Source organism: 'Nostoc azollae' 0708 (genome assembly GCF_000196515.1).
GTDB lineage: Bacteria > Cyanobacteriota > Cyanobacteriia > Cyanobacteriales > Nostocaceae > Trichormus_B > Trichormus_B azollae.
This window is the reverse complement of record NC_014248.1, coordinates 677,205-699,057: the sequence shown is the minus strand read 5'-3', so window position 1 is coordinate 699,057 and position 21,853 is coordinate 677,205. Positions and strand designations below refer to the sequence as shown.

General features: G+C 38.7%; 14 protein-coding genes and 1 pseudogene. 6 read left to right on the top strand and 9 right to left on the bottom strand.

Translation table 11 applies throughout. The features are described from left to right. Positions 1-13: 13 nt before the first annotated feature. From fusA to AAZO_RS44550, 6 genes are all read right to left on the bottom strand, one after another. The gene (gene fusA / locus AAZO_RS03240; RefSeq protein WP_013190148.1) at positions 14-2,092 is read right to left on the bottom strand and encodes an elongation factor G; all 2,079 of its coding nucleotides are present in this window, start codon (positions 2,090-2,092) and stop codon (positions 14-16) included. Between the two features lie 139 nt (positions 2,093-2,231). Next, complete coding sequence (gene rpsG / locus AAZO_RS03235; protein WP_013190147.1) at positions 2,232-2,702, bottom strand: 30S ribosomal protein S7; 471 nt, start codon at positions 2,700-2,702, stop codon at positions 2,232-2,234. Between the two features lie 363 nt (positions 2,703-3,065). Next, a complete protein-coding gene (rpsL, locus tag AAZO_RS03230; protein WP_013190146.1) occupies positions 3,066-3,449 on the bottom strand; it encodes a 30S ribosomal protein S12 in 384 nt (127 codons plus the stop codon). Between the two features lie 189 nt (positions 3,450-3,638). Next, positions 3,639-3,971: a HesB/IscA family protein gene (locus AAZO_RS03225; protein WP_013190145.1), complete on the bottom strand. Its 333-nt coding sequence runs from the start codon at positions 3,969-3,971 to the stop codon at positions 3,639-3,641. Between the two features lie 169 nt (positions 3,972-4,140). Further along, positions 4,141-4,560: a phosphomannose isomerase type II C-terminal cupin domain gene (locus tag AAZO_RS03220; RefSeq protein ID WP_013190143.1), complete on the bottom strand. Its 420-nt coding sequence runs from the start codon at positions 4,558-4,560 to the stop codon at positions 4,141-4,143. A gap of 352 nt (positions 4,561-4,912) precedes the next feature. After that, positions 4,913-6,841 carry a phosphodiester glycosidase family protein gene (locus AAZO_RS44550; protein WP_013190142.1) on the bottom strand — a complete coding sequence of 643 codons (1,929 nt, stop codon included), beginning with the start codon at positions 6,839-6,841 and terminating at the stop codon, positions 4,913-4,915. An 876-nt stretch (positions 6,842-7,717) separates the two neighbouring features. Between AAZO_RS44550 and gltB the strand changes: the two genes are divergently transcribed. Then, a complete protein-coding gene (gene gltB / locus AAZO_RS03210) occupies positions 7,718-12,433 on the top strand; it encodes a glutamate synthase large subunit (RefSeq protein WP_013190140.1) in 4,716 nt (1,571 codons plus the stop codon). Positions 12,434-12,493: 60 nt separating this feature from the next. Here the strand turns inward: gltB and AAZO_RS03205 are convergent, their stop codons facing one another. The 3 genes and pseudogenes from AAZO_RS03205 to AAZO_RS03195 all read right to left on the bottom strand — a co-directional run bounded on the left by AAZO_RS03205 (position 12,494) and on the right by AAZO_RS03195 (position 15,782). Next, positions 12,494-13,402, bottom strand: a complete 909-nt coding sequence (locus tag AAZO_RS03205) for a polysaccharide deacetylase family protein (protein ID WP_013190139.1) — start codon at positions 13,400-13,402, stop codon at positions 12,494-12,496. A 667-nt stretch (positions 13,403-14,069) separates the two neighbouring features. After that, the gene (locus AAZO_RS03200; protein WP_013190138.1) at positions 14,070-14,363 is read right to left on the bottom strand and encodes a hypothetical protein; all 294 of its coding nucleotides are present in this window, start codon (positions 14,361-14,363) and stop codon (positions 14,070-14,072) included. 474 nt (positions 14,364-14,837) lie between these two features. Then, positions 14,838-15,782 (bottom strand): annotated as a pseudogene (locus tag AAZO_RS03195) (glycosyltransferase family 2 protein). Positions 15,783-16,565: 783 nt separating this feature from the next. Between AAZO_RS03195 and AAZO_RS36580 the strand changes: the two are divergent. The 5 genes from AAZO_RS36580 (at position 16,566) to AAZO_RS03180 (ending at position 21,755) form a co-directional block, all read left to right on the top strand. Continuing rightward, on the top strand, positions 16,566-16,934 hold the full coding sequence (locus AAZO_RS36580; protein WP_228371470.1) for a hypothetical protein: 369 nt from the start codon (positions 16,566-16,568) through the stop codon (positions 16,932-16,934). Between the two features lie 396 nt (positions 16,935-17,330). Then, the gene (locus tag AAZO_RS40855) at positions 17,331-17,465 is read left to right on the top strand and encodes a hypothetical protein (protein WP_266887911.1); all 135 of its coding nucleotides are present in this window, start codon (positions 17,331-17,333) and stop codon (positions 17,463-17,465) included. Positions 17,466-18,001: 536 nt separating this feature from the next. Continuing rightward, entirely contained in the window at positions 18,002-18,226 is a 225-nt protein-coding gene (locus AAZO_RS36575) for a hypothetical protein (protein ID WP_228371469.1), read from the top strand. 263 nt (positions 18,227-18,489) lie between these two features. After that, positions 18,490-20,037, top strand: coding sequence for an ArnT family glycosyltransferase (locus AAZO_RS03185; RefSeq protein ID WP_013190137.1), 1,548 nt, complete (start codon positions 18,490-18,492; stop codon positions 20,035-20,037). A gap of 227 nt (positions 20,038-20,264) precedes the next feature. Then, the gene (locus tag AAZO_RS03180) at positions 20,265-21,755 is read left to right on the top strand and encodes a glycosyltransferase family protein (protein ID WP_013190136.1); all 1,491 of its coding nucleotides are present in this window, start codon (positions 20,265-20,267) and stop codon (positions 21,753-21,755) included. The last annotated feature ends 98 nt before the right edge of the window (positions 21,756-21,853 follow it).

Sequence of the window (21,853 nt, the reverse complement as noted above, 5' to 3'; positions counted from 1 at the left end):
TTTCCTTTTTTAATTATGCGTTCCCTTTGCTTTTTGCGATGATTGCCTCAGCCACGTTACGAGGTACTTCTTCGTAGTTGCTAAACTCCATGGAGAAGATGCCTCGACCTTGAGTTTTAGATCGGATATCAGTGGCGTAGCCAAACATTTCTGCCAGTGGGACTTTAGCAGTCACTTTGGCCAGACCCTGTTCAGATCCCATACCTTCAATTTGACCACGACGGGAGTTGAGGTCGCCCATCACATCCCCAAGAAAGTTTTCAGGTACTTCCACTTCGACTTTCATCATAGGCTCTAAAAGGACTGGTGAGGCTTTCGCTACTGCCTCTTTCATCGCCATTGAACCAGCGATTTTAAAAGCCATTTCTGAAGAGTCTACATCGTGGTAAGAGCCGTCTACCAAAGTAGCTTTGACATCAATGAGTGGATATCCAGCTAATACCCCAGATTCACAACATTCTTTCATTCCCTGTTCTGCGGGGTTGATATACTCTTTAGGTACAGAACCACCAACAATCTTGGAGACGAATTCAAAGCCAGTACCGGGTTCTCCTGGAGCCAAATCAATTACAACGTGACCATACTGTCCCTTGCCACCGCTCTGGCGGATAAATTTACCTTCTATTCTGGTTACTGTTTTACGAATTGTTTCCCGGTAAGCTACTTGTGGAGCACCAACATTGGCTTCTACCTTGAATTCGCGTAACATCCGATCCACAAGAATTTCCAGGTGTAACTCTCCCATTCCGGCAATTACGGTTTGGTTAGTTTCTGGATCAACACGAACACGAAAGGTAGGATCTTCTTCTGACAAAGATTGTAGTGCCTTTGACAGCTTATCCATGTCGTTCTTGGTTTTAGGTTCAACTGCTACCGAGATTACAGGTTCAGGAATAAATAGAGATTCTAAAATGACTGGAGAACCTTCATCACACAAAGTGTCACCAGTCAACGTGTCTTTCAATCCCAAAGCTGCACCTAAATCACCCGCCCGCAGTTCATCCACATCTTGTCGATCATCTGCCTTCATCAGAACCAAGCGGGAAATCCGTTCTTTCTTGTCTTTGCTAGCGTTAAGAACGTAGCTGCCCTTTTTCAAGACACCAGAATAAACACGAACAAAGGTCAGGCGACCGTAGGGGTCAGCCATGATCTTGAATGCGAGAGCAGATAGGGGTTCGTTGTCATCAGCCCGTCGCTCAACAGTATCGCCATTCGGCAATAAGCCTTGAATTGGTGGTACTTCTGTTGGTGCTGGCAGGTAATTTACAACTGCGTCCAGCATCAACTGGACACCTTTATTTTTAAATGCTGAACCACAAAGCACAGGTACTATTGTTCCCGCAATAGTACCTTTACGTAGGGCTGTACGGATTTCAGCTTCTGTCAGTTCTTCACCATCAAAGTACTTGCTCATGAGAGCATCACTGGTTTCTGCTACTGCTTCTACCAACTTAGTACGGTATTCTGTGACCTGCCCTTGCAATTCGGCGGGAATTTCTGTTTCTTGAATATCGGTGCCTTGGTCATTGGTGTACATATATGCACACATCCGTACTAAGTCAACAATGCCCTTAAATTCGGTTTCACTACCTATTGGCAGTTGAATGGCGATCGCATTTGCTCGCAGGCGATCACGCATTTGGTCGTGAACTTTATAGAAGTTCGCACCCGTGCGATCCATCTTGTTAATAAAAGCTATCCGAGGTACTTTGTAGCGGTCTGCCTGCCGCCATACTGTCTCAGATTGTGGTTGCACACCACCTACGGAACAAAAGACGGCGATTACACCATCTAAAACGCGCATGGAACGTTCAACTTCTATTGTGAAGTCAACGTGACCAGGAGTATCGATAATGTTAATTTGATGATCATTCCAGCTGGTACTAATTGCAGCGGCAGTAATGGTAATTCCCCGCTCCCGCTCCTGATCCATCCAGTCTGTTACAGCAGTTCCTTCGTGAACTTCACCAATTTTATGAATTATCCCAGAGTAAAACAATATTCTCTCTGTTGTCGTCGTTTTGCCCGCATCTATGTGCGCCGCAATACCGATATTGCGTACTTTCTCTAGCGGGTTTGTGCGTGCCACAGTTACCTCCTATAATTTTGGCCTCATGATATCTTGTATATTACTCTTTGTTAAGATTCTATACTTTTTCGGAAAACCGTCTTTTTGAGAAGTTCTACGATATACCGCTTTTTCTGAAGACGATATATCGTTGGTCTACTTAGTAACGATAGTGTGCAAATGCTTTGTTTGCTTCAGCCATGCGGTGCGTTTCTTCCCGCTTGCGAATGGCGCTTCCCGTTTCGTTAGCAGCGTCCATTAACTCATTTGCTAGTCTACTGGCCATCGTGCGACCAGGTCTAGACCTAGAGAACTGCACTAACCAACGCAATGCTAACGTAGTACCCCGATCAGAACGTACTTCCATTGGTACTTGGTAAGTTGCTCCACCTACTCGTCGAGCCTTTACTTCTACCAAAGGAGTGGCGTTACGCACTGCTCTTTCAAATGTTTCCAAAGCACTGTTACCAGTGCGTTCTTCAATACTTCTTAAAGCATCATACACAATTCTGGCGGCAAGTGATTTCTTGCCATGACGCATGATCCGCCTGATAATCATGCTCACAAGGCGACTGTTATATACTGAGTCAGACGGAACTGGGCGCCTTTGACTAACACCACGACGAGACATACTTAATCCTTAAATTCGGAATTTGGCAACGAAATTATATGCTATCAGAACACAGAAATCTAAAAGCGGTCTAACTGGCCGCTCAAATCTCCTTGAGTTTTGGCTCTAGTTGCAATAAAGCTGAACTAATTGACCTCTTAACCCTTTATCAAACACACAAAGCGAGAACTTTATCAACTTTAATATTTCAATCAAAGTGTTGACATCCCTTACAGTATTTGGCTTAAAAATCCTTACACTTGCTCGCTTAGTGCAAGTGTAAGGATTGATTGCTTAAACAAGAATACGCCCCTAGATTCTGTGTTTTATGGGTACTGAGACTCAGACAATAATCGTTCATTGGTGCGATTAATCGCCTAGTTTTTACTTTTTAGTTTCTTTTGGGCGCTTAGTTCCATACTTGGAACGTCCTTGTTTCCGGTCTTTAACTCCGGCTGTATCTAAGGTGCCACGAATAATGTGGTATCTCACGCCTGGTAAGTCCTTTACCCGACCGCCACGAATCATGACAACAGAGTGTTCTTGCAAGTTATGGCCAATTCCTGGAATATAAGCTGTAACTTCAAATCCAGAAGTCAGTCTTACTCTTGCCACTTTACGGAGAGCTGAGTTAGGTTTTTTGGGGGTAGTCGTATATACTCTGGTACAAACTCCTCGACGTTGAGGACATTGTTTCAGAGCAGGGGACTTGGTTTTTTGACGCGCTAGTTCGCGTTCACTACGTATTAGTTGCTGTATTGTTGGCATGAGTTACAGCACGTTTTGCTGCTTATTATCTATTTTAACAAATCCTGATTATAGCTTTTTGTGTGTTTTTATGTCAATTATTATTTTTTTTTTGAGGAGTCAGGAGTATGGAGATTGCCACGCTGCGCTATCAGATCAGAATAGACCTTTTACCACCTACACCCTACTTTATTTCCTCTATCCTAAAGACTAAGAACTTGGATTCATAGAGAAAGAATTGCCACAACTACAAGTAGAGGTGGCGATGGGGTTATAAAAGCGAAAACCTCCACCCATAAGATCCTCTGAATAATCTAGTGTTAAACCGTTAATATACTTTATGCTTTCTTTGTCTATGACCAGCTGAATATTATGAACATCAAAAATCTGATCTTCACATTTGACGGCTTCATCAAAGGAAATATTGTATAACCAACCCGAACAGCCACCTGGTTTCACCCGCAAGCGAAATAAGATATTTGGCTGTTGTTTGGATTTTAAGCGCCTGATTTCATTTATCGCTGCTCGACTGAAATTGATCATGGAATTTTTGTAGCACTCAGAAAATCCATATTTAATATTACAGGAGTTCAGGAGTATAGTATGGTGATCGCGACGCTATGGCTACGGCACACTAAGTGTAGCTTGCTTCCTATAGGGTACACTATCAGAAGAAACAATTGATTTTCCCCATGCTCCCAAATCCCACACACTATTTGTCACTGCGAGCATAATCATCTTGGTAGCGGATAATATCATCTTCGCCCAAGTATTCGCCATTTTGCACTTCAATTAGCACCAAGGGAATTACCCCAGGATTTTCTAAACGGTGAACAGTACATTGGGGTACATAGGTAGACTGATTATTGCTTAGTAAAACTTCGTTTTCACCACAGACAACCTTGGCTGTACCGGAAACGACTATCCAGTGTTCGCTACGGTGGTGGTGCATTTGTAGGCTAAGGCGATGTCCGGACTTAACTTCTATGCGTTTTATTTTGTATCCGCGCCCTTCTTCTAAAACTGTAAAAGAACCCCAAGGGCGTAATTCACCGGCGGCAACGCCTCTGGAATTAAGGGTTGCATTTAGGGTGAGAGTGTTGTTACGTAAGGTCTCTGTAAATTGAGCCATAGTTACCTCATTTCTAGATATACAAAAAAGTTATTATTCTTAATATATATTTAGTGAAAAAATTGTGTTTGATATTGCTAATGGGAAAATTAGCTATTTGATTTCACTTTCATAACCATATCAAAATATAAGGTTACACTGTAAACAACTGCCAGTAAAACTCTTGGTTCTACATTAACTCTTGATCAAGAAAAATGCCAGCTTGTTCTCAACTTTAAAAAGTGATTAAAAATCCTCCTTTGCAGAAAATCAAAATGTCAACTTAAACAAATTATCTTTTAATTTCCAGACTTACATAGAACCAACGCAATTACGAGGGAAAAGCCTGAAAACGCTTGAGGCAGTGACTGAATTATCGAGGGTTAATAAAAATACCAATACCGTTGTGGACACGGGCGGCTGTATTTGGAGAACGATCAAGTAATTGTCCTCCCAAATATAGAGTTGTAGAACTACCCCCGTCTAAGTTGAGGGCATTCACACAACCCATAAACTGCATTAATTGGGCATGTTCAGCTAAAGTGGGACCATTACCACCAGCGCGATTATGTACGGCTGCAATCATTAAATTACCTGTTGTGGTGGTACAAATGGCACTGCGAACTGCTTTTTCGGCAATGAAAGCATCGCTGAATGTTTCAGCTTTAGCATTAAGGACAATTTGCCGATTTTGGACTAGAAGTGGACCTGCGCCGATAATGTGGGGATAACGGCTAAAATCACCAGGAGTGGTGGTGCTGGTAAGACTAACTTTTGTACCAATTGGTAATTTAGAGGTGTTAGTGGCAGCTGTACCGCGTAAGCTGAGGAGGTAGCCGTCTTGAGGGATGGGAATTGGTGTTACACCTACTTTACTACCTGGTAGCTGGTTTATAATTTGGTCTTTTTGGACAACGAGGATGATTTCGTTATCTGTGAGGGGTGTGTAAGTAGAGCCCCAAATAGGGGTATAACGGGCAATGCCATTTTGTACATAGCCGCTGTTGAGGAATAGAATTGATAATGGTTGGTTATTGCTGGTGATTAAAGTTTCGTTGAGGGTGAGGCGGCCAAAATAATATTCTCCTGAATCATTCCATCCGATCGCACCTCGGTTCAGAATTGGGCCTGATACCCACTGATTATCCCGCCGAATTGCCCCCAAAGGTAATTTATTGTTACGGTTAAAATAACCCCCGTTAATTCCTGCTACTGCCAAATAACGTTGTGCTGTTTGTATTAAGGGGGCTATACCTGTTTGGGTTTCTGGGTTAGCCCAAATCGGTTTTAGTGATAACCCAACAACGGTGGGATTAATTTCCAGCCAAACTACAGGAAAACTATCTGTACCTGAATTTATAAATTTTTGCTGCCAACGTAAACCCTTTGCCCAGGTTATATCCTTTGCTACTAACCCATCAGGTTGAATATCAATCACCAAGCGATTCGGGTTGGTTATTGCACTAACCTGGGGAGCGAAACCAAAGGGTACACTAAGACTAATAATAGTTCTGTTATTAACAATTTCCACTTTTTGAATTATTTGTTGAGGGGAAACTGGTGAAGGTAATTTTTTTAGTTGTTTTGGCAGTAATCTCGATTGAGGTGTATACCTTTGAATCAAGCTGTTATCAGCGGTACTATCTAGAGTAATTATCCACTCTCTATTTTCTCTATTTAGCGGTTTAGGGGGTTGAGAAATTCGTGTATGAGAATCTACAGGTCTTTTTATCAGTTGACCTTGTGTAACTTGCCACGGAGTTGGGTGATCTAAATCAACAACTAGTCTCTCACCAGTAGGTCGTTTTCCCTGACGAATATTATTGATTTTTGCTTGGGTAGTAGAAATCACCAATGTGTTGCCATTAGCTTCTATTTGCCAACCTGCAATGTGAGCAAAATTAGAAATATCTAGATAGCGATATCCTCCCAAAAGCTTGGCATTAAGTGTTGGTGTACCCGAGGAAAACCATTCCACAGGTTGTAGTTCAGGATTGCTGGTATTTAATAAATCCACCCCCATCAAGTGTCTCAGTGCCCCATCACTGAGATGAGTTATCACTTTACCGTCTGTTTGCCGTTGTTGTAACCAGGCTGCTGATAAAGTACGACCATTAAGGGTAATTTCATTACCGGATGATGGTGTTGGTAATTCAGAAATCAAGCTAGCCAGGAGTTGAGAATTTCTAGGAGACTGTTGGGCGCTAGTAGTATAGGTAGCAATCAAACACAGTGCAGTCGAAAGAATTGATGAAACTGAATAGCGGAAAAACCGCTGGTTGTTAATTACGAGCATGGGCATTTTTAATATCCTTAAATGGGCATTGGTGATTGGTGATTAGCCATTGGTCCTTAGGAAAGTTACTTCCCCAGTCCCCATTTGCCAGTCCCCTTACCACCTTAGAGGATATCTAATCAGTTATGAGGAAATCTTAAAAAATTAAGCTTCTATTTTTCAATAAAAGTGATATTATGTATTTTGCCTATTTTATTTATATCCAGTAAAAACTGGCAAGTAATTTTCCCGCCAAAACTACTAAGGCTAATTGTTCTAAATAACACATTTTTACAAACACGCTATAATAGTAGTCCTGGTATTTAAACCAAAAATTCAGATATTCCATCATCACGGATAGCGCAGCTTGACATAAGTCATTGGCTGTTGCGGTTTCACTGATGTCTCATTGTCAAATAGACAGGTAACGATTGACAATCGGCGAAAATTATAGACAACAGCTATAGTTTACGAATCGTCAAATGGTTATATAGTTTAATACGCTGTCTTTGTGACATGCAACCAGAGAATTCCAGCTTTCGAGACACTGGATTGTTCAGTTTACACTGAATCTCAGGTACACCAAGGCAGGTTATCCTGATAAATACCCTTTATCTGGCTACAAGGGGATTGAAAAATACTTAGCTTTATCATCATAAATAAACGTAATGTCAGCGAAAGCAAATAGTCTAGATAAAGGCAGTTTTTCTAATAGTACATAAACACATAAAAAAATAACGCGGTTATTTTAACACGGTTAACCCAAAAAGTAAATCCGAAGTTAAAATTTTTTTTCCCTAAATTTTTGTGATTATGTATTTCTCCACCGCTAAATTTAGAAATTTTTTTCTTGGCAGTAGCAATAGTGGCAAAATCCGTAACTCAATATTTCAGGAATAGAGTATGAATCATCAATCATTGAATCAGGGTCAAAACATTACATTGTCAGACATGGAAATTACGGATACTTACTCAGGACAACGATGGTTATCAGAGGAAAGAGATGCTTGTGGTGTAGGGTTTATAGCCCATCGGCAAAATCTCGCCAATCATGAAATTTTAACAAAGGCTTTAACTGCTCTAACTTGCTTAGAACATAGAGGAGGATGCAGCGCCGACCAAGACTCTGGTGATGGTGCAGGGATTTTGACAGCGATTCCTTGGGAATTGTTTCAACAAGAAGGGATTAATGTTTCAGATAGTGGTAATATGGCAGCAGGAATGATATTCTTGCCTCAAAACCAGGAATCAGCAAAAAAAGTCAAAGCTATATTTGAGCAAGTAGCGGCTGAGGAAAAATTGACTGTGCTGGGCTGGCGAGTAGTCCCCGTGCGTTCAGAAGTATTAGGGATGCAAGCAAAAGAAAATCAACCCCAGATAGAACAAGTTTTTTTAGCGTCGGCTGATAAAAGTGGCGATGAATTAGAACGGGAATTGTATATTGCCCGTCGCCGTATTGTTAAAGCAGCCAAAAACATTTCCGAAGAATTTTATGTCTGTTCCCTATCGACCTGCACAATTGTCTATAAGGGTATGGTACGTTCGGCGGTGTTGGGAGAATTTTACCCGGATTTAAAAAATCCGGCTTTCAAGATTGCTTTTGCTGTTTATCATCGTCGGTTTAGTACTAACACGATGCCGAAATGGCCTTTAGCACAACCCATGCGGCTATTGGGTCACAATGGCGAAATTAATACACTGCTGGGTAATATTAACTGGATGATGGCCAGAGAAGCTACCTTAGATCATCCGGTTTGGAATGGAAGAGCTGAGGAATTTAAACCATTGGTAAATACTGACAGCAGCGATTCAGCTAGTCTTGATAACGTACTGGAGTTGCTGGTGCGTTCTGGACGCAGCCCTTTGGAAGCTTTAATGATGATGGTTCCAGAGGCTTACAAAAATCAACCTTCTTTGCAAAATTATCCTGAGATTGTTGATTTTTATGAATATTACAGTGGTCTGCAAGAACCTTGGGATGGCCCTGCGCTGTTGGTATTTAGTGATGGAAAAAGAGTGGGTGCGACTTTAGACCGTAATGGTTTAAGACCAGCTCGCTATTTGATTACTAAAGATGACTATATCGTAGTTGGTTCTGAAGCAGGTGTGGTGGAATTCCCAGAAGCCAATATTTTGGAAAAAGGCAGATTGGGTCCAGGACAAATGATTGCTGTAGACTTAACCAGCAATGAGATCCTTAAGAACTGGGAAATTAAACAGCGTATTGCCAAGCTACATCCTTATGGGGATTGGTTGCAACAATATCGCCAAGAATTGAAACATTTGGTAAAACCGTCAGCTGTCAATGCTAACGGTAATGGTCATCATAGGACTGACAATGGACATCTGACCACTGACATACCAGAAAAACAAACTTTACTCCAACAACAAATTGCTTTTGGCTACACCACAGAAGATGTGGAAATGGTGATTCAGCCGATGGCTAATACTGGTGCAGAACCGACTTTCTGTATGGGGGATGATATTCCCTTGGCGGTGTTATCAGAAAAACCCCATCTGCTCTATGACTATTTTAAACAGCGGTTTGCTCAGGTGACAAACCCACCAATTGACCCTTTACGGGAAAAGCTGGTGATGTCTTTGACGCTGGAACTGGGTGAAAGAGGTAATTTATTAGAACCGAAACCAGAACACGCTCGCAAACTGAAGTTAGATTCGCCTGTTTTGACGGAGACTGAGTTAGCAGCAATTAAGTTGTCTGGTTTTGCGACTGCTGAGTTGTCAACTTTGTTTTCTATTGCTGCAGGTCCAGAGGGTTTGAAAGAGGCGGTGGAAGCTTTACAAAGACAAGCAGTGGAATCTGTGCGCGCTGGTGCGAAGATTTTGATCTTGAGTGATAAGATCCCCCCAACCCCCCTTGAAAAGGGGGGCGAAGAAGGCATAAGTGGGATAAGTGCTGATTTTACTTATATTCCACCTTTGTTGGCTATTGGTGCGGTTCACCATTATTTGATCCGCGAAGGTGTGCGGATGAAAACATCTTTGGTTGTTCACACCGCCCAATGTTGGAGTACCCATCATTTTGCTTGTTTGTTGGGCTATGGTGCTGGTGTGGTTTGTCCCTATATGGCTTTGGATACTGTGCAGGATTGGTGGTCTGATCCGAAAACGCAACAGTTTATGGAAAGGGGGAAAATTAATACTCTGACTCTAGAACAGGCGATCGCAAATTATCGCCAAGCTGTAGAATCAGGTTTGTTGAAGATTCTCTCAAAAATGGGGATATCTCTACTTTCTAGCTATCAAGCAGCACAAATTTTTGAAGCTATTGGTATCGGTGGGGATTTGTTGGCTTTGGGTTTTAGAGGAACAACTTCCCGCATTGGTGGCCTTAGTTGCAAGGAATTAGCTCAAGAGGTGCTTTCTTTCCACAGTAAGGCTTTCCCGGAACTGACAGCGAAGAAGTTAGAAAATCTCGGCTTTGTTCAGTATCGTCCTGGTGGTGAATATCATGGTAATTGCCCGGAACTGGTCAAGGCGCTGCATAAGGCTGTGGATGGTAAGAAATATGAACATTACGAAGTTTATAAACAGTATTTACAAGGTAGACCGACAACGGCGTTACGGGATTTGTTGGATTTTGCCAGTGAGTGTCCTTCTATTCCGATTGAAGAAGTAGAGTCTGTCAGCGAAATTGCTAAACGCTTCTGTACTGGGGGAATGTCTTTAGGTGCATTATCACGAGAGGCACATGAAACTTTAGCGATTGCCATGAATCGCATTGGTGGTAAATCTAACTCTGGTGAAGGTGGGGAAGATCCAGTTCGTTACAAAGTATTAAATGATGTTGACTCAACTGGTCATTCATCCAATTTCCCCCATTTAAGTGGGTTGCGAAATGGTGATATAGCTTCAAGCGCCATCAAACAAGTTGCTTCTGGTCGTTTTGGTGTCACACCGGGATATTTAGCCAGCGCCAAACAAATCGAAATCAAAATCGCTCAAGGTGCCAAACCAGGGGAAGGTGGACAGTTACCGGGTCCAAAGGTCAGCCCCTATATTGCTATGTTGCGCCGTTCTAAGCCTGGTGTAACTTTGATTTCTCCACCACCACATCATGATATTTACTCGATTGAAGATTTGGCGCAGTTGATTTTTGACTTGCATCAAATTAACCCAAAAGCACAGGTTTCTGTGAAGTTGGTTGCAGAAATCGGGATTGGTACTATCGCGGCTGGTGTGGCGAAAGCTAATGCTGATATTATCCAAATTTCTGGTCATGATGGCGGTACTGGTGCATCTCCTCTAAGTTCTATTAAACACGCTGGTAGTCCTTGGGAACTCGGTTTAAGTGAAGTGCATCGGGTGTTGATGGAAAATGGATTGCGAGATCGCGTGATTTTAAGAGTTGATGGTGGTCTCAAGAGTGGCTGGGATATTCTGGTTGCTTCCTTAATGGGTGCCGAAGAGTTCGGTTTCGGTTCTATCGCCATGATTGCTGAAGGCTGTATTATGGCACGGGTGTGTCATTTAAATTCTTGTCCCAAGGGTGTAGCCACTCAGAAGGAAGAGTTGCGTCAACGCTTTACAGGTATCCCAGACCATGTCGTTAACTTCTTCTATTTTGTGGCGGAAGAGGTTCGCAGTTTGTTAGCTAAACTGGGTTATCGATCCTTAACAGAATTGACTGGTAGGGCAGATTTGTTAACAGTGCATTCTGATGTGAACCTGGCTAAAACCCAATCCATCAATTTAGGCTGCTTAACTAAGCTACCAGACGCAAAACAAAACCGTAGCTGGTTGGTACATGAAGAGGTTCACAGCAATGGATCTGTGTTAGATGACCAAATTTTAGCTGATAGGGATATTCAAGCTGCAATTAGCAATCAATCGACTATCAGTAAGACTTTTACAGTCGTAAACACTGATAGAACAGTAGGTTCAAGACTAGCAGGGGCAATCGCATCCCAATATGGTGACAGTGGTTTTGAGGGTCAAATTAACCTAAATTTCCAAGGTAGTGCAGGCCAAAGCTTTGGCGCGTTTAACCTTCCTGGTTTAACCCTCGCTTTGACAGGGGAAGCTAACGACTATGTAGGTAAGGGAATGCACGGGGGAGAAATTATCATTAAGCCCCCAGCAGATGCTAACTATGACCCCTCACAAAATGTGATTGTTGGCAATACCTGTCTTTATGGTGCAACTGGTGGTGTATTATTTGCCAACGGTTTAGCCGGAGAACGCTTTGCTGTACGTAATTCTAAAGGTACAGCGGTAATTGAAGGGGCTGGTGATCACTGCTGTGAATATATGACTGGTGGTGCAGTTGTGGTTCTGGGTAAAGTCGGCCGCAACGTTGGCGCTGGAATGACTGGTGGACTGGGTTACTTCTTAGATGAAGATGGTGCTTTCCCTGAGTTGGTTAATAAGGCTCTTGTGAAAATTCAGCGGGTGGTGACGGAAGCTGGTGCAAAACAACTATATGATTTGATTAAAGCTCATGGTGATCGCACTAGTTCACCAAAAGCACAACTAATTTTACAAAATTGGTCAGAATATCTCCCTAAATTCTGGCAAGTTGTACCACCTTCAGAAGCTGACAGTCCAGAAGCTAATGGTGAAACTGAGAAGGTAAGTAAACAGTTAAGTTCGGTTTAAGCTGGGGACTGGGGACTGGGTAAGAGTTTTTACAAATTACCAATTACCCATTACCAATCACTACTTCTTCTTAGCAAGTAACTGTTGATGTTTATCTTGCATTTCTAACATTTCTGGAATAGTGACAAACTCATAGCCTTGCTTGCGGAATTTATTAATAACTTCTGGTAAGGCTTTTACTGTGTGAGAGCGATCACCACCGCCATCATGCATTAATACAATACCACCGGGTTTTGCTGATCTGAAAATATTGTTAATTAATCTTGGGACACCAGGACGAGAATAGTCTGTTGAGTCTGAAGACCACATAATAATTGCATACTTATTACTTCTAGCATAAGCTGCTACTCCATTATTCATAATCCCACCAGGTGGACGAAACAAACCTGTTTTTATACCTGTAGTTTTAAAAATAATATCTGATGTATTAGCAACTTCATAGGCTGCGGTTTGCGGGTTCATTTTATGATACAAGTGATACCAAGTATGATTAGCAATGGTATTACCTTCAGCAACTATTCGTTTAGTTAAATCTGGATAATTTTGTACATTTTGCCCAAGGACAAAAAATGTGCCTTTAATATTATTTCTTTTGAGAATATCAAGGATTAGCGCCGTGCTTTTCGGCCAAGGTCCATCATCAAAGGTAAGTGCAATCACTTTCTGATCTGGGGGGAGTGTTGCGGCTTTAATTGTTTCACCTTGAAAGCGTGATGGCACATCAGTGGTAATACCTTTTTCTTGTGCTTCTTGCTGCCAACTAGTGAGTATTGTCGCCTTAAAAGCCTCAATCCGTTGTTGAGTGCCTACGTTAGCAGCAATATCATTACTACTGATATCGTGCCGACTTTGTGCATCAGAGATATTTGGCTTCACAAGCATCATAAAACCAATGCCTACAGTACCAGTTAAGCAAAGTAATGTAATTAATATTCCCTGCGGCCAAAAAAACGACTTATTGTGTTCCACTATATATCTCCTTGGGGGTTGAACCATCAGTCATGTTTCTGACGGTAGGTTATAACACATTTTGTCTAAATATTAGATACTCAGTGATTGACTAGTAATCATGAAAATTGGGATACAAAGTTACAGAAAATCTGAGATTTAGGCAGGAAGATTAGATTATACTGATTTTCCCAAAACCTGAGTATTTAGCATTCCACGACTAGCTTTAAGCAATGAATCTCTGAGTTTTGTACATTTGTCAACACAGTAGGATATTGAATCAATGATTCTTCCACATAAATAGTCCATAACAATAGAGTATCTATCCTAAAATAACGGCACAAGCTATCAGCAATATTACCAGTAGTGTATATTTTGCTGCTAAAGTTTGTTCCTACATTTTAAAGAGAAAATTGAATTCTCAGATATATATTATTGTTTTAAAAAGTTTATCCAATAAGTGGATAAGTAAAAAACAACTGATCATATTTTCCCATGTTCAAGTCATGTTTATTCGTTAACATAGATCCTGTTCCAGGATACAAAAAAAATAATTTTCTTAATAGATAATGAGGTTGTGTGTCAACGACAATAAATAATTCTGATTTTTAAGTGATTTTCGCCAGATTACTAATATCACTCCTGTCACAATGAAACCTAATCCTACAATACGGAGTAAAGGAATAGGTTATTTAAGAATAAAGTAACTCAGTAATATAGGAAAGATATAACCAACTAATACAGCAGGAGCAGTGACACTGAGATTAACTCTTGTTAAGATTAGGATATAAGCGAGCACACCAATACCATAAGAGGTAAGTCCTAATAGAAGTTCTGGTATGGTGATAATGTTGAAAATTAGACTCCAAAAGTTCCGAGCATGAACTTTACCTAATTTTAATGCTCCTATTTTTAATAAAAACTGTCCAGCAACACTTATGAGAAGCGATATTAGCAGTAAACTAAATTCTCGTGGAGACACTGGTATTACCTGAGTGTTTTAACTCTGATTTTGGGATAAATAACAAGAAAAATTACTTCTGAAAAAATCAGGACTTTAAGAGGATCTTTGAAAAGTTAGAAAAGGTATAATTTGTCATTCTGTATCCCTTCGGGACACTGGGTGAACGCGAAGCATGCCGGAGGCTCTAGAACCTAGGGTTTAAGCAATTAATCTGAGATGCTTCACTTCGCTGCTTACCCTGAGGGAAGCAAGCTACAGCATGACTGTTCAAACACCCTCTAAGTAACGTAAGTTGCTAGTTACCAATATTCAGGTTTATTTCTGAAATAGATCCCCCATAACCCCTTGTTGATAAGGGGGGAAACGGAATCAAGGTCCCCCTTTTTAAGAGAAGCCAGTTGCTCATGGGGGTTTTCCCCCATGAGCAACTGGCGTAGATTTATAGGGAGCGAAAAGACTGCTAGTTATAACTAGCAACTTGGGTTAAGTAGATCAAGTTCTTGTAAAACCTACAGTTTCTTTAAGCGTATAAAGAGGACGACCCTTCACGTCTTCATATATCGGACCAATGTATTCACCCAAAATACCAATACAAATTAACTGTATAGACCCTAAGGAAAACATAGCAATTGTAATTAATGTATAGCCTATTAAGGGAGATACTGCTGCAAATATCTGCCAGTAAAGCACGAGTAGTATCATAATTAAAGCAATAGCAGCCGATAAAAGCCCTAAATAAGTAGCTAGTCTGAGGGGAACTCTGGAGAAAGAAATAGTACCATCGATTGCTAAAGATAAAGATTGACCAAAAGTATATTTTACATCACGTACATAACAGCGATTTCTTTCAAAAAGTACGGATGTTCGTTAAAAACCAACCCAAGCACGTAAACCAAGAATGTAGCGGTTACGTTCTCTCATAGCATTGAGGATATCTACTACCTGTATATGCATTCAACAGGAGTCTCCGGTATGCACAGGGATGTCAACTTGAGCCAAACGCTTGAGAACACGATAAAAAAGATATGCAGTAAAGTGTTTTAGCTAACTTTCTTTTTGACGTGAGATACGTTGGGTATAAACAACTCGATATCCTTCATGCAATTTGTCAATCATAGTTGAAATTAATTCTGGAGGGTCTTGTAAGTCAGCATCCATGACAATGATGCTTTTGCCTTGGGCAAAATTTAAACCTGCGGTGACTGGGACTTGATGACCGAAATTTCTAGCTAGACTCAGGTAACGTACTCAACTATGATGATGATAGAGTTCGCGGATCATACTCAAAGAGTGATAGCCACTACCATGATCAATTAAAATTAGTTCAGCATAACCGTCTAATTCTTCCATGACATTAATTATACGGCTATACATTTCTGTAATATTTTCTTCTTCGTTGTCAATGGGGATAACCAGGGAATAAATGGGCTGATTCACAACAATTGATAATTTTATACACCCTTTTTAATCTAGCTTTGTTGAATCCACAACAGCTTATATAAAATCCGAATTTTGTCGCATTGCTCACTGAAACTATGAATTAGTTTTACCTACTAAAATCGGAGTCTGAGAACGAAAATTCTTGAATTTCATCTTCTAATTTACTAACTCCAGTTTACTTATTGAACTAGAAATTCTTTTCAGCATATAGATAATTTAATCTAGTAAAAAGTCGTGTTCCTATAAATATGAATTATTAGCATGATTCTAAATATGAACAAGATTATCTCATACTATTAGTAATTTGGTTAGTGGCATTAGTTATAGATAGAACTTAGTTTTTATTAGATAACTCTATATGATCAAAGCGCACATTTAATAGGAGCATTAAGTCATTATCGCATCTTTGAGAATTTTAATTTATTCTCAGGGGAATGGTAATTATCTCTGTGGCAATTAGCCCCTAGTTATCCCGCCACACATATATATATCTATACAACTACCTTTTTGTTTCTGTTTGGTCAGGGATACGACCAAGCAAGTTTAGTTAATTTATTATATTCAGCAATAATTATATTATCTATATATCATTTAGGAAAATATTTATTTGAAAATCGCAAAATAGCTATAACTACCAGCATTTTGTGGCTAGTATCTCCTATATTGGGAATTGTCAGAACAGATTATTTATTAGATTATGCTTTAAGAGCAATCGTGATTTCCATATTTAGTATTTTAATCATTTGGAGAAATAGTTACACCAGTTTTATCTCATAGAGATTGACTTTTATATTGGGACTAGGAATAGGGTTGATCATCTTGGCTAGACCCACAGGATTTATTTTTATTTTAATTCCTGGTATCTGGACATTAATTACCTTTGTCACAAACCGAAAATCTATTAAACTAACTCAGTCAGGTTTATCTTTAATTTCTGCCTGGTTAATTTGTAGTTCTTGCTATAGTGTCAACTCGTTAATAATTATCACTTCAGCTTTACACGCTAACAGTTTTAGAAAAAGGGAAGGAGATCCTTCTGTAACACCCATTACTCGATGGTTACTTTATCCGCCATTTGTACCAGAAACTGTGGGTTTACCAATATTTATTATGTGTGAATTTAGCCAGTTTACTAGTTTATGTAAATAAATATAACTTTTATCAAGATGCAATTAAATATAATAGTTTGGGAAACTCTGGTTTAATCTGTTTATTAATTTACCTTGGTTATTAACTTACCTATTCAGCAGTTACATACTTTGTACTTTGGGTACAAATAAAGATATTAGATATATTCTTCCTGTTTTTCCCATCATCAGTTTTATTTTAGCTTATTTGTTCCATCTAATAGAAAATCTCAGCTTTGATAGACTGAGATTAGCAAATTTAGGATTCAGCGTCATAGTTTTATTGAATAACGTGTTTACTTTACCGTTAATACAAGCATGGTAACAAAGACATTTGTCCAATGATGACGCTAAAAAATATCCCCTTTCTCAATTAATAGATGAAATTAAGCAAACAACTCCCTATTGAAGGTTAACTTTGGGGATAATTCCGGTTTCTACACAGCAGATCAACGAATCTACTTTAGATTATTACGGTAAATTAGCAGACTTTCGCGTACATGGTAGAAGATTAACCACAGAATTAGCGCATATCGACCAAGATTTACAGTAGTTTTCCTGCTATATCACAAGAGATAACGAACCAGAACAAGCAGGAGAAGAAGGAGAATTTAAACGCAAATTAAAATCTTCGGTCGAATCTTCTCCTGACTGAAAATTACAACCTAAGTGGGAATTACCAAATAATAATAACTTGCGATTATATCATCGTAAGAATCTCAATATAGTAATTTAGAAATTAGATATTCTTGATCCTGAAGTTAGCTTAACAGTCGTGAAAATTGCCAATGAATTAATCACAGAAAAAATAATCCTGTTACTTCATAAGTCACCGATAAATGGGATGATCTACAAAATGGTTTATTAGTATTAAGATGGCACAATCAGCAATTTTTACTGTTGTATGATCATGCAATCACACTGGGAAGTCTATACTGTGCTTTTAAATGTGATCCCTAAGAAACTCTTAGAGTAATTGAGCATTTATCTACATTTATAACCGAAACACTAGCTTTAAGAAAATATCAACTTTCTGCTTTCTGTTTAGATAGAACAAATCACCAAATTAAACCTTCAAACATCCAAGATTTGACTGTAAATTTTACAGATAAAGGAAACATAGAAAAATTACCACCTTTACACTTAGTTTCCCGCATCTCACAATTAGCACCAGAACTACAAAATGGTATATTAGAAAATATATTTGGGCAGGTAAATAATTTCAATCAACATGATCCTACTCAAGACTATTTAAAGCAAGTTGAAATTCCAGCTAACTATTACCTGCAAAATGAATCAAACAACCTCAATTAGCGTTATACTCTGGTTTTATCACAAGTTTTACAATGCAAAGCACCAGAATTAATCCAGAATTTAACAGAATTAACTAAATATGATAGTCGAAATTATTACCTATGGACATATTTAGCCTTTGTTCATTTATATAACTTTCAACCAAGATTAGCTGAAAAATGATTAATTATAGCCGAAGAAATAAAACCCGATATACCAGAACTAAAAACGTTGGAAAACTTGACAAGTATCATGAATTTTCTGCCATTAATCAAATTCTCAATATGAATAACAAATACTGCTCATTAGGGTTATTAATTACATCTTTATTCTTGTGGCTGATATTTTTAGGAAACTCTCCCTTACGAGATTGGGATGAAGGGACTGTAGCTCAAGTTGCCCGCGAGATTTGGCGTAATCCGGTTGATAAAATGGTTTGGCTTTATCCAACTTTAGGAGGTGAACCATATCATAATAAACCACCTTTAATCCATTGGTTAATTGCTTTTACTTATTCATTAGGAGGTGTAAATGAATGGACAACACGCTTACCAAGTGCAGTATTAACTGCCTTAGGTGTGCCTTTACTTTACTCAGTAGGAAATTTAGTTTTTAACCAAAGTTTACCAGCATTATTTACTGGTTTGGTTTACATGACTATGTTACCTATAGTCCGTCATGGCAGACTAGCAATGTTAGATGGTGCAGTAATTACATTTTTTTTATTGTTATTATTTTGTATTTTAAAATCCCGTCAGCAAAGTATTTATGCTTTAGGGATCGGATTTAGTTTAGGATTAATTACTCTTACGAAAGGTATGATTGTTTTGCTGTTGGGAGGAATTACTGGTTTATTTATATTAGTCAATAGACAGTTTTATTTATTAAATAATTTATATTTATGGATAGGAATATTATTAGGAAATGCTTTACCTATTGCTTGGTATATTGCCCAATGGGAACATTATCGAGAGAACTTTTTACAAATAAATTTGCAAGCACAAACTTTAGCACGACTGGTAGAATCTGTCGAAGGTCATAGCGAACCTGCTTGGTTCTATTTAATAGAAATACTTAAATATGGTTTTCCCTGGTTATTATTTTTGCCAGGAGGGTTATATTTAGCTTGGAAGAGACGCCACACTACGTGGGGTTGTCTGATTCTTATCAGCACAGTTATTTACTTCGGGACTATCTCATTTATGAATACAAAACTCCCCTGGTATGTAATGCCTATATATCCATTTTTAGCTTTAGCAATTGGTGTTAACTTGAGCGAAATTTGGCAGGAAAGGAAATTTAAAGTAAGACTTTGGGGAGGATTTCTTGCTATCTTAACTGTTGCTGGTTTAGGAATTTGTATTTACTTTATTGTTACTGACCCACAACCTGTATTAATTACTCTGAGTATTATTTTAGCAATAAGTATGGGTATTGCTGCATGGTTAGTTATCGAGGAAAATCGTAACTTTATCCCTGTTTTATTTGCGGGAATATATTTAGTTTTATCGCTACTAATGAGTTCAAAATATTGGATTTGGGAATTAAATGAAGCTTTCCCAGTTAAACCAGTAGCTGCATTAATTCGTCAAAAAATTCCAGCGGGAATGAAAATCTATACTTCTTTTACTTATAGTCGTCCTAGTTTAGATTTTTATAGTGATTGTAGAGTTATTGCTGTTCCTATTTCAGCTTTACAGGAAATGTTGTCTAATAAATATTATTTGTTGGTCGATAATGAAGCTTGGGAGAAAATTAATTTAAATCAAAGTAAAATTATAGGAGAATCTAACGGTTTTAAATTGATTTCACCTGATGATGGTAGTCTGTAGAAGTTGAGGAATTTACTATATAAATACCTAAATTTAATTATTGCAATTTAAAAATTACCGTAAGAATTCAGGAGTCAGAATGTTTGAGAAATTAGTTAATCATCAAATATGTATTTTTCCCGTTACTCTGAAAAATATTACTGCTGATGGCTGATGGCTGAATGCTGAAGTTAAAACTTGTCAGATTATCATATTATATATAGGATATTATCTCTCCATAACAATAGATGAACCGCCTGTTTAAACCAGACCACCTATTATTAGGCATCCTGATTATTATTGCATTAATACTGCGTGTTGGCATGGCTTTAAAGTTTCCCAATATATTTTGGGCAGATGAAATTTTTCAATCCCTAGAACCTGCACATAGACTAGTTTTCGGTAATGGTATCGTCACATGGGAATTTAGAGATGGTATTCGTTCTTGGGTATTACCAGGAATTTTAGCAGGTGTTATGCACCTTACAGCATCGATGGGAGAAGGTTCTACTGGATATTTAATAGGAGTTAATATCTTTTTGTCTCTACTTTCCCTGAGTAATATCTTAGTTGCTTATGTTTGGGGAAAAAAAATAGGAGGAACAATTACAGCCCTTATTTGTGCCGCTATTTGTACTATATGGTTTGAGTTGATCTATTTTTCACCCAAAGCTTTTACCGAAGTTGTAGCTACTCATGTCCTCTTACCTGGAATTTACTTAGGAGTGCAAAAAGATTCTATCACTAGAAATCGCCTATTTTTATCAGGATCTTTGTTAGGAATATCTTTAGCATTAAGAATTCATCTCATACCAGCTATAATTTTTGCAGTAGTTTACATTTGTAAACGAGGTTGGCAGCAAAAATGGTTGCCAATGATAGCAGGTATTATAGCTCCCGTATTATTGTTTGGTACTGTGGATGCTTTCACTTGGTCTTATCCTTTTCAATCTTTCTGGTTGAATATTTGGGTAAATATTGTTGAAGGTAGAAGTAAACTATATGGTGTTTCTCCTTGGTATGAATATTTTATTTTTTTGTTCAAAAGTTGGTCGTGGCTATCCATACCTATTATTATTCTTACTATTATAGGTTTTCGTCGTATTCCTATTTTGGGATGGTTAGCCTTAATTATTATCTTGTCTCACAGTTTCTTGGCTCATAAGGAATATCGTTTTATTTATCCAGCATTACCAATGTTGTTTATATTAGCAGGAATAGGCACAGGTGAGTTAGTTTTAAGATCTTCTGGTAGATGGTCTTCACTGCACATCAGGATAATAGCAATATTACTCTCTATTTATCTTTGGAGTTCAACTTCTATTGCTCTCTTGAGTAGATTTAATATTTATGCTCCTTTAAGCTTTTCCACTTTTGGCACGAATTGGGAAATGACACATCTCTATGCTACTGCTAATAATCTCGTAGTCTTGCAAAGTTTAAGTACAGAAGAAAATGTATGCGGTCTTGGACTTTGGGGTGTTAATTGGGCCTTATCAGGAGGTTATACTTATTTTCACCGTGATGTACCTATATATCAAGTTGATACACAAATAGACTTTGCAGTTGCCAATTCAGGTTTTAATTATGTTGTTGGTAATTCTCCTCTACCATCTACATATCCAAATTATTCTTTGCAGCAATGTAGGCTAGGAACTTGTGTTTATAAACGTCCGGGTTCCTGTAGCAAAATTAAGGAACGTGAAATCAATTATGTGCTTAAAATGTCAGGAAATTAGTTAGCATTCAAAATTCAAAATTCAAAATCTCTTACCTCCTGTCACTTATTCCCTGTCACTTAACTAGCAACTGACGTTCAGAGTGAGTCCTCAACAAT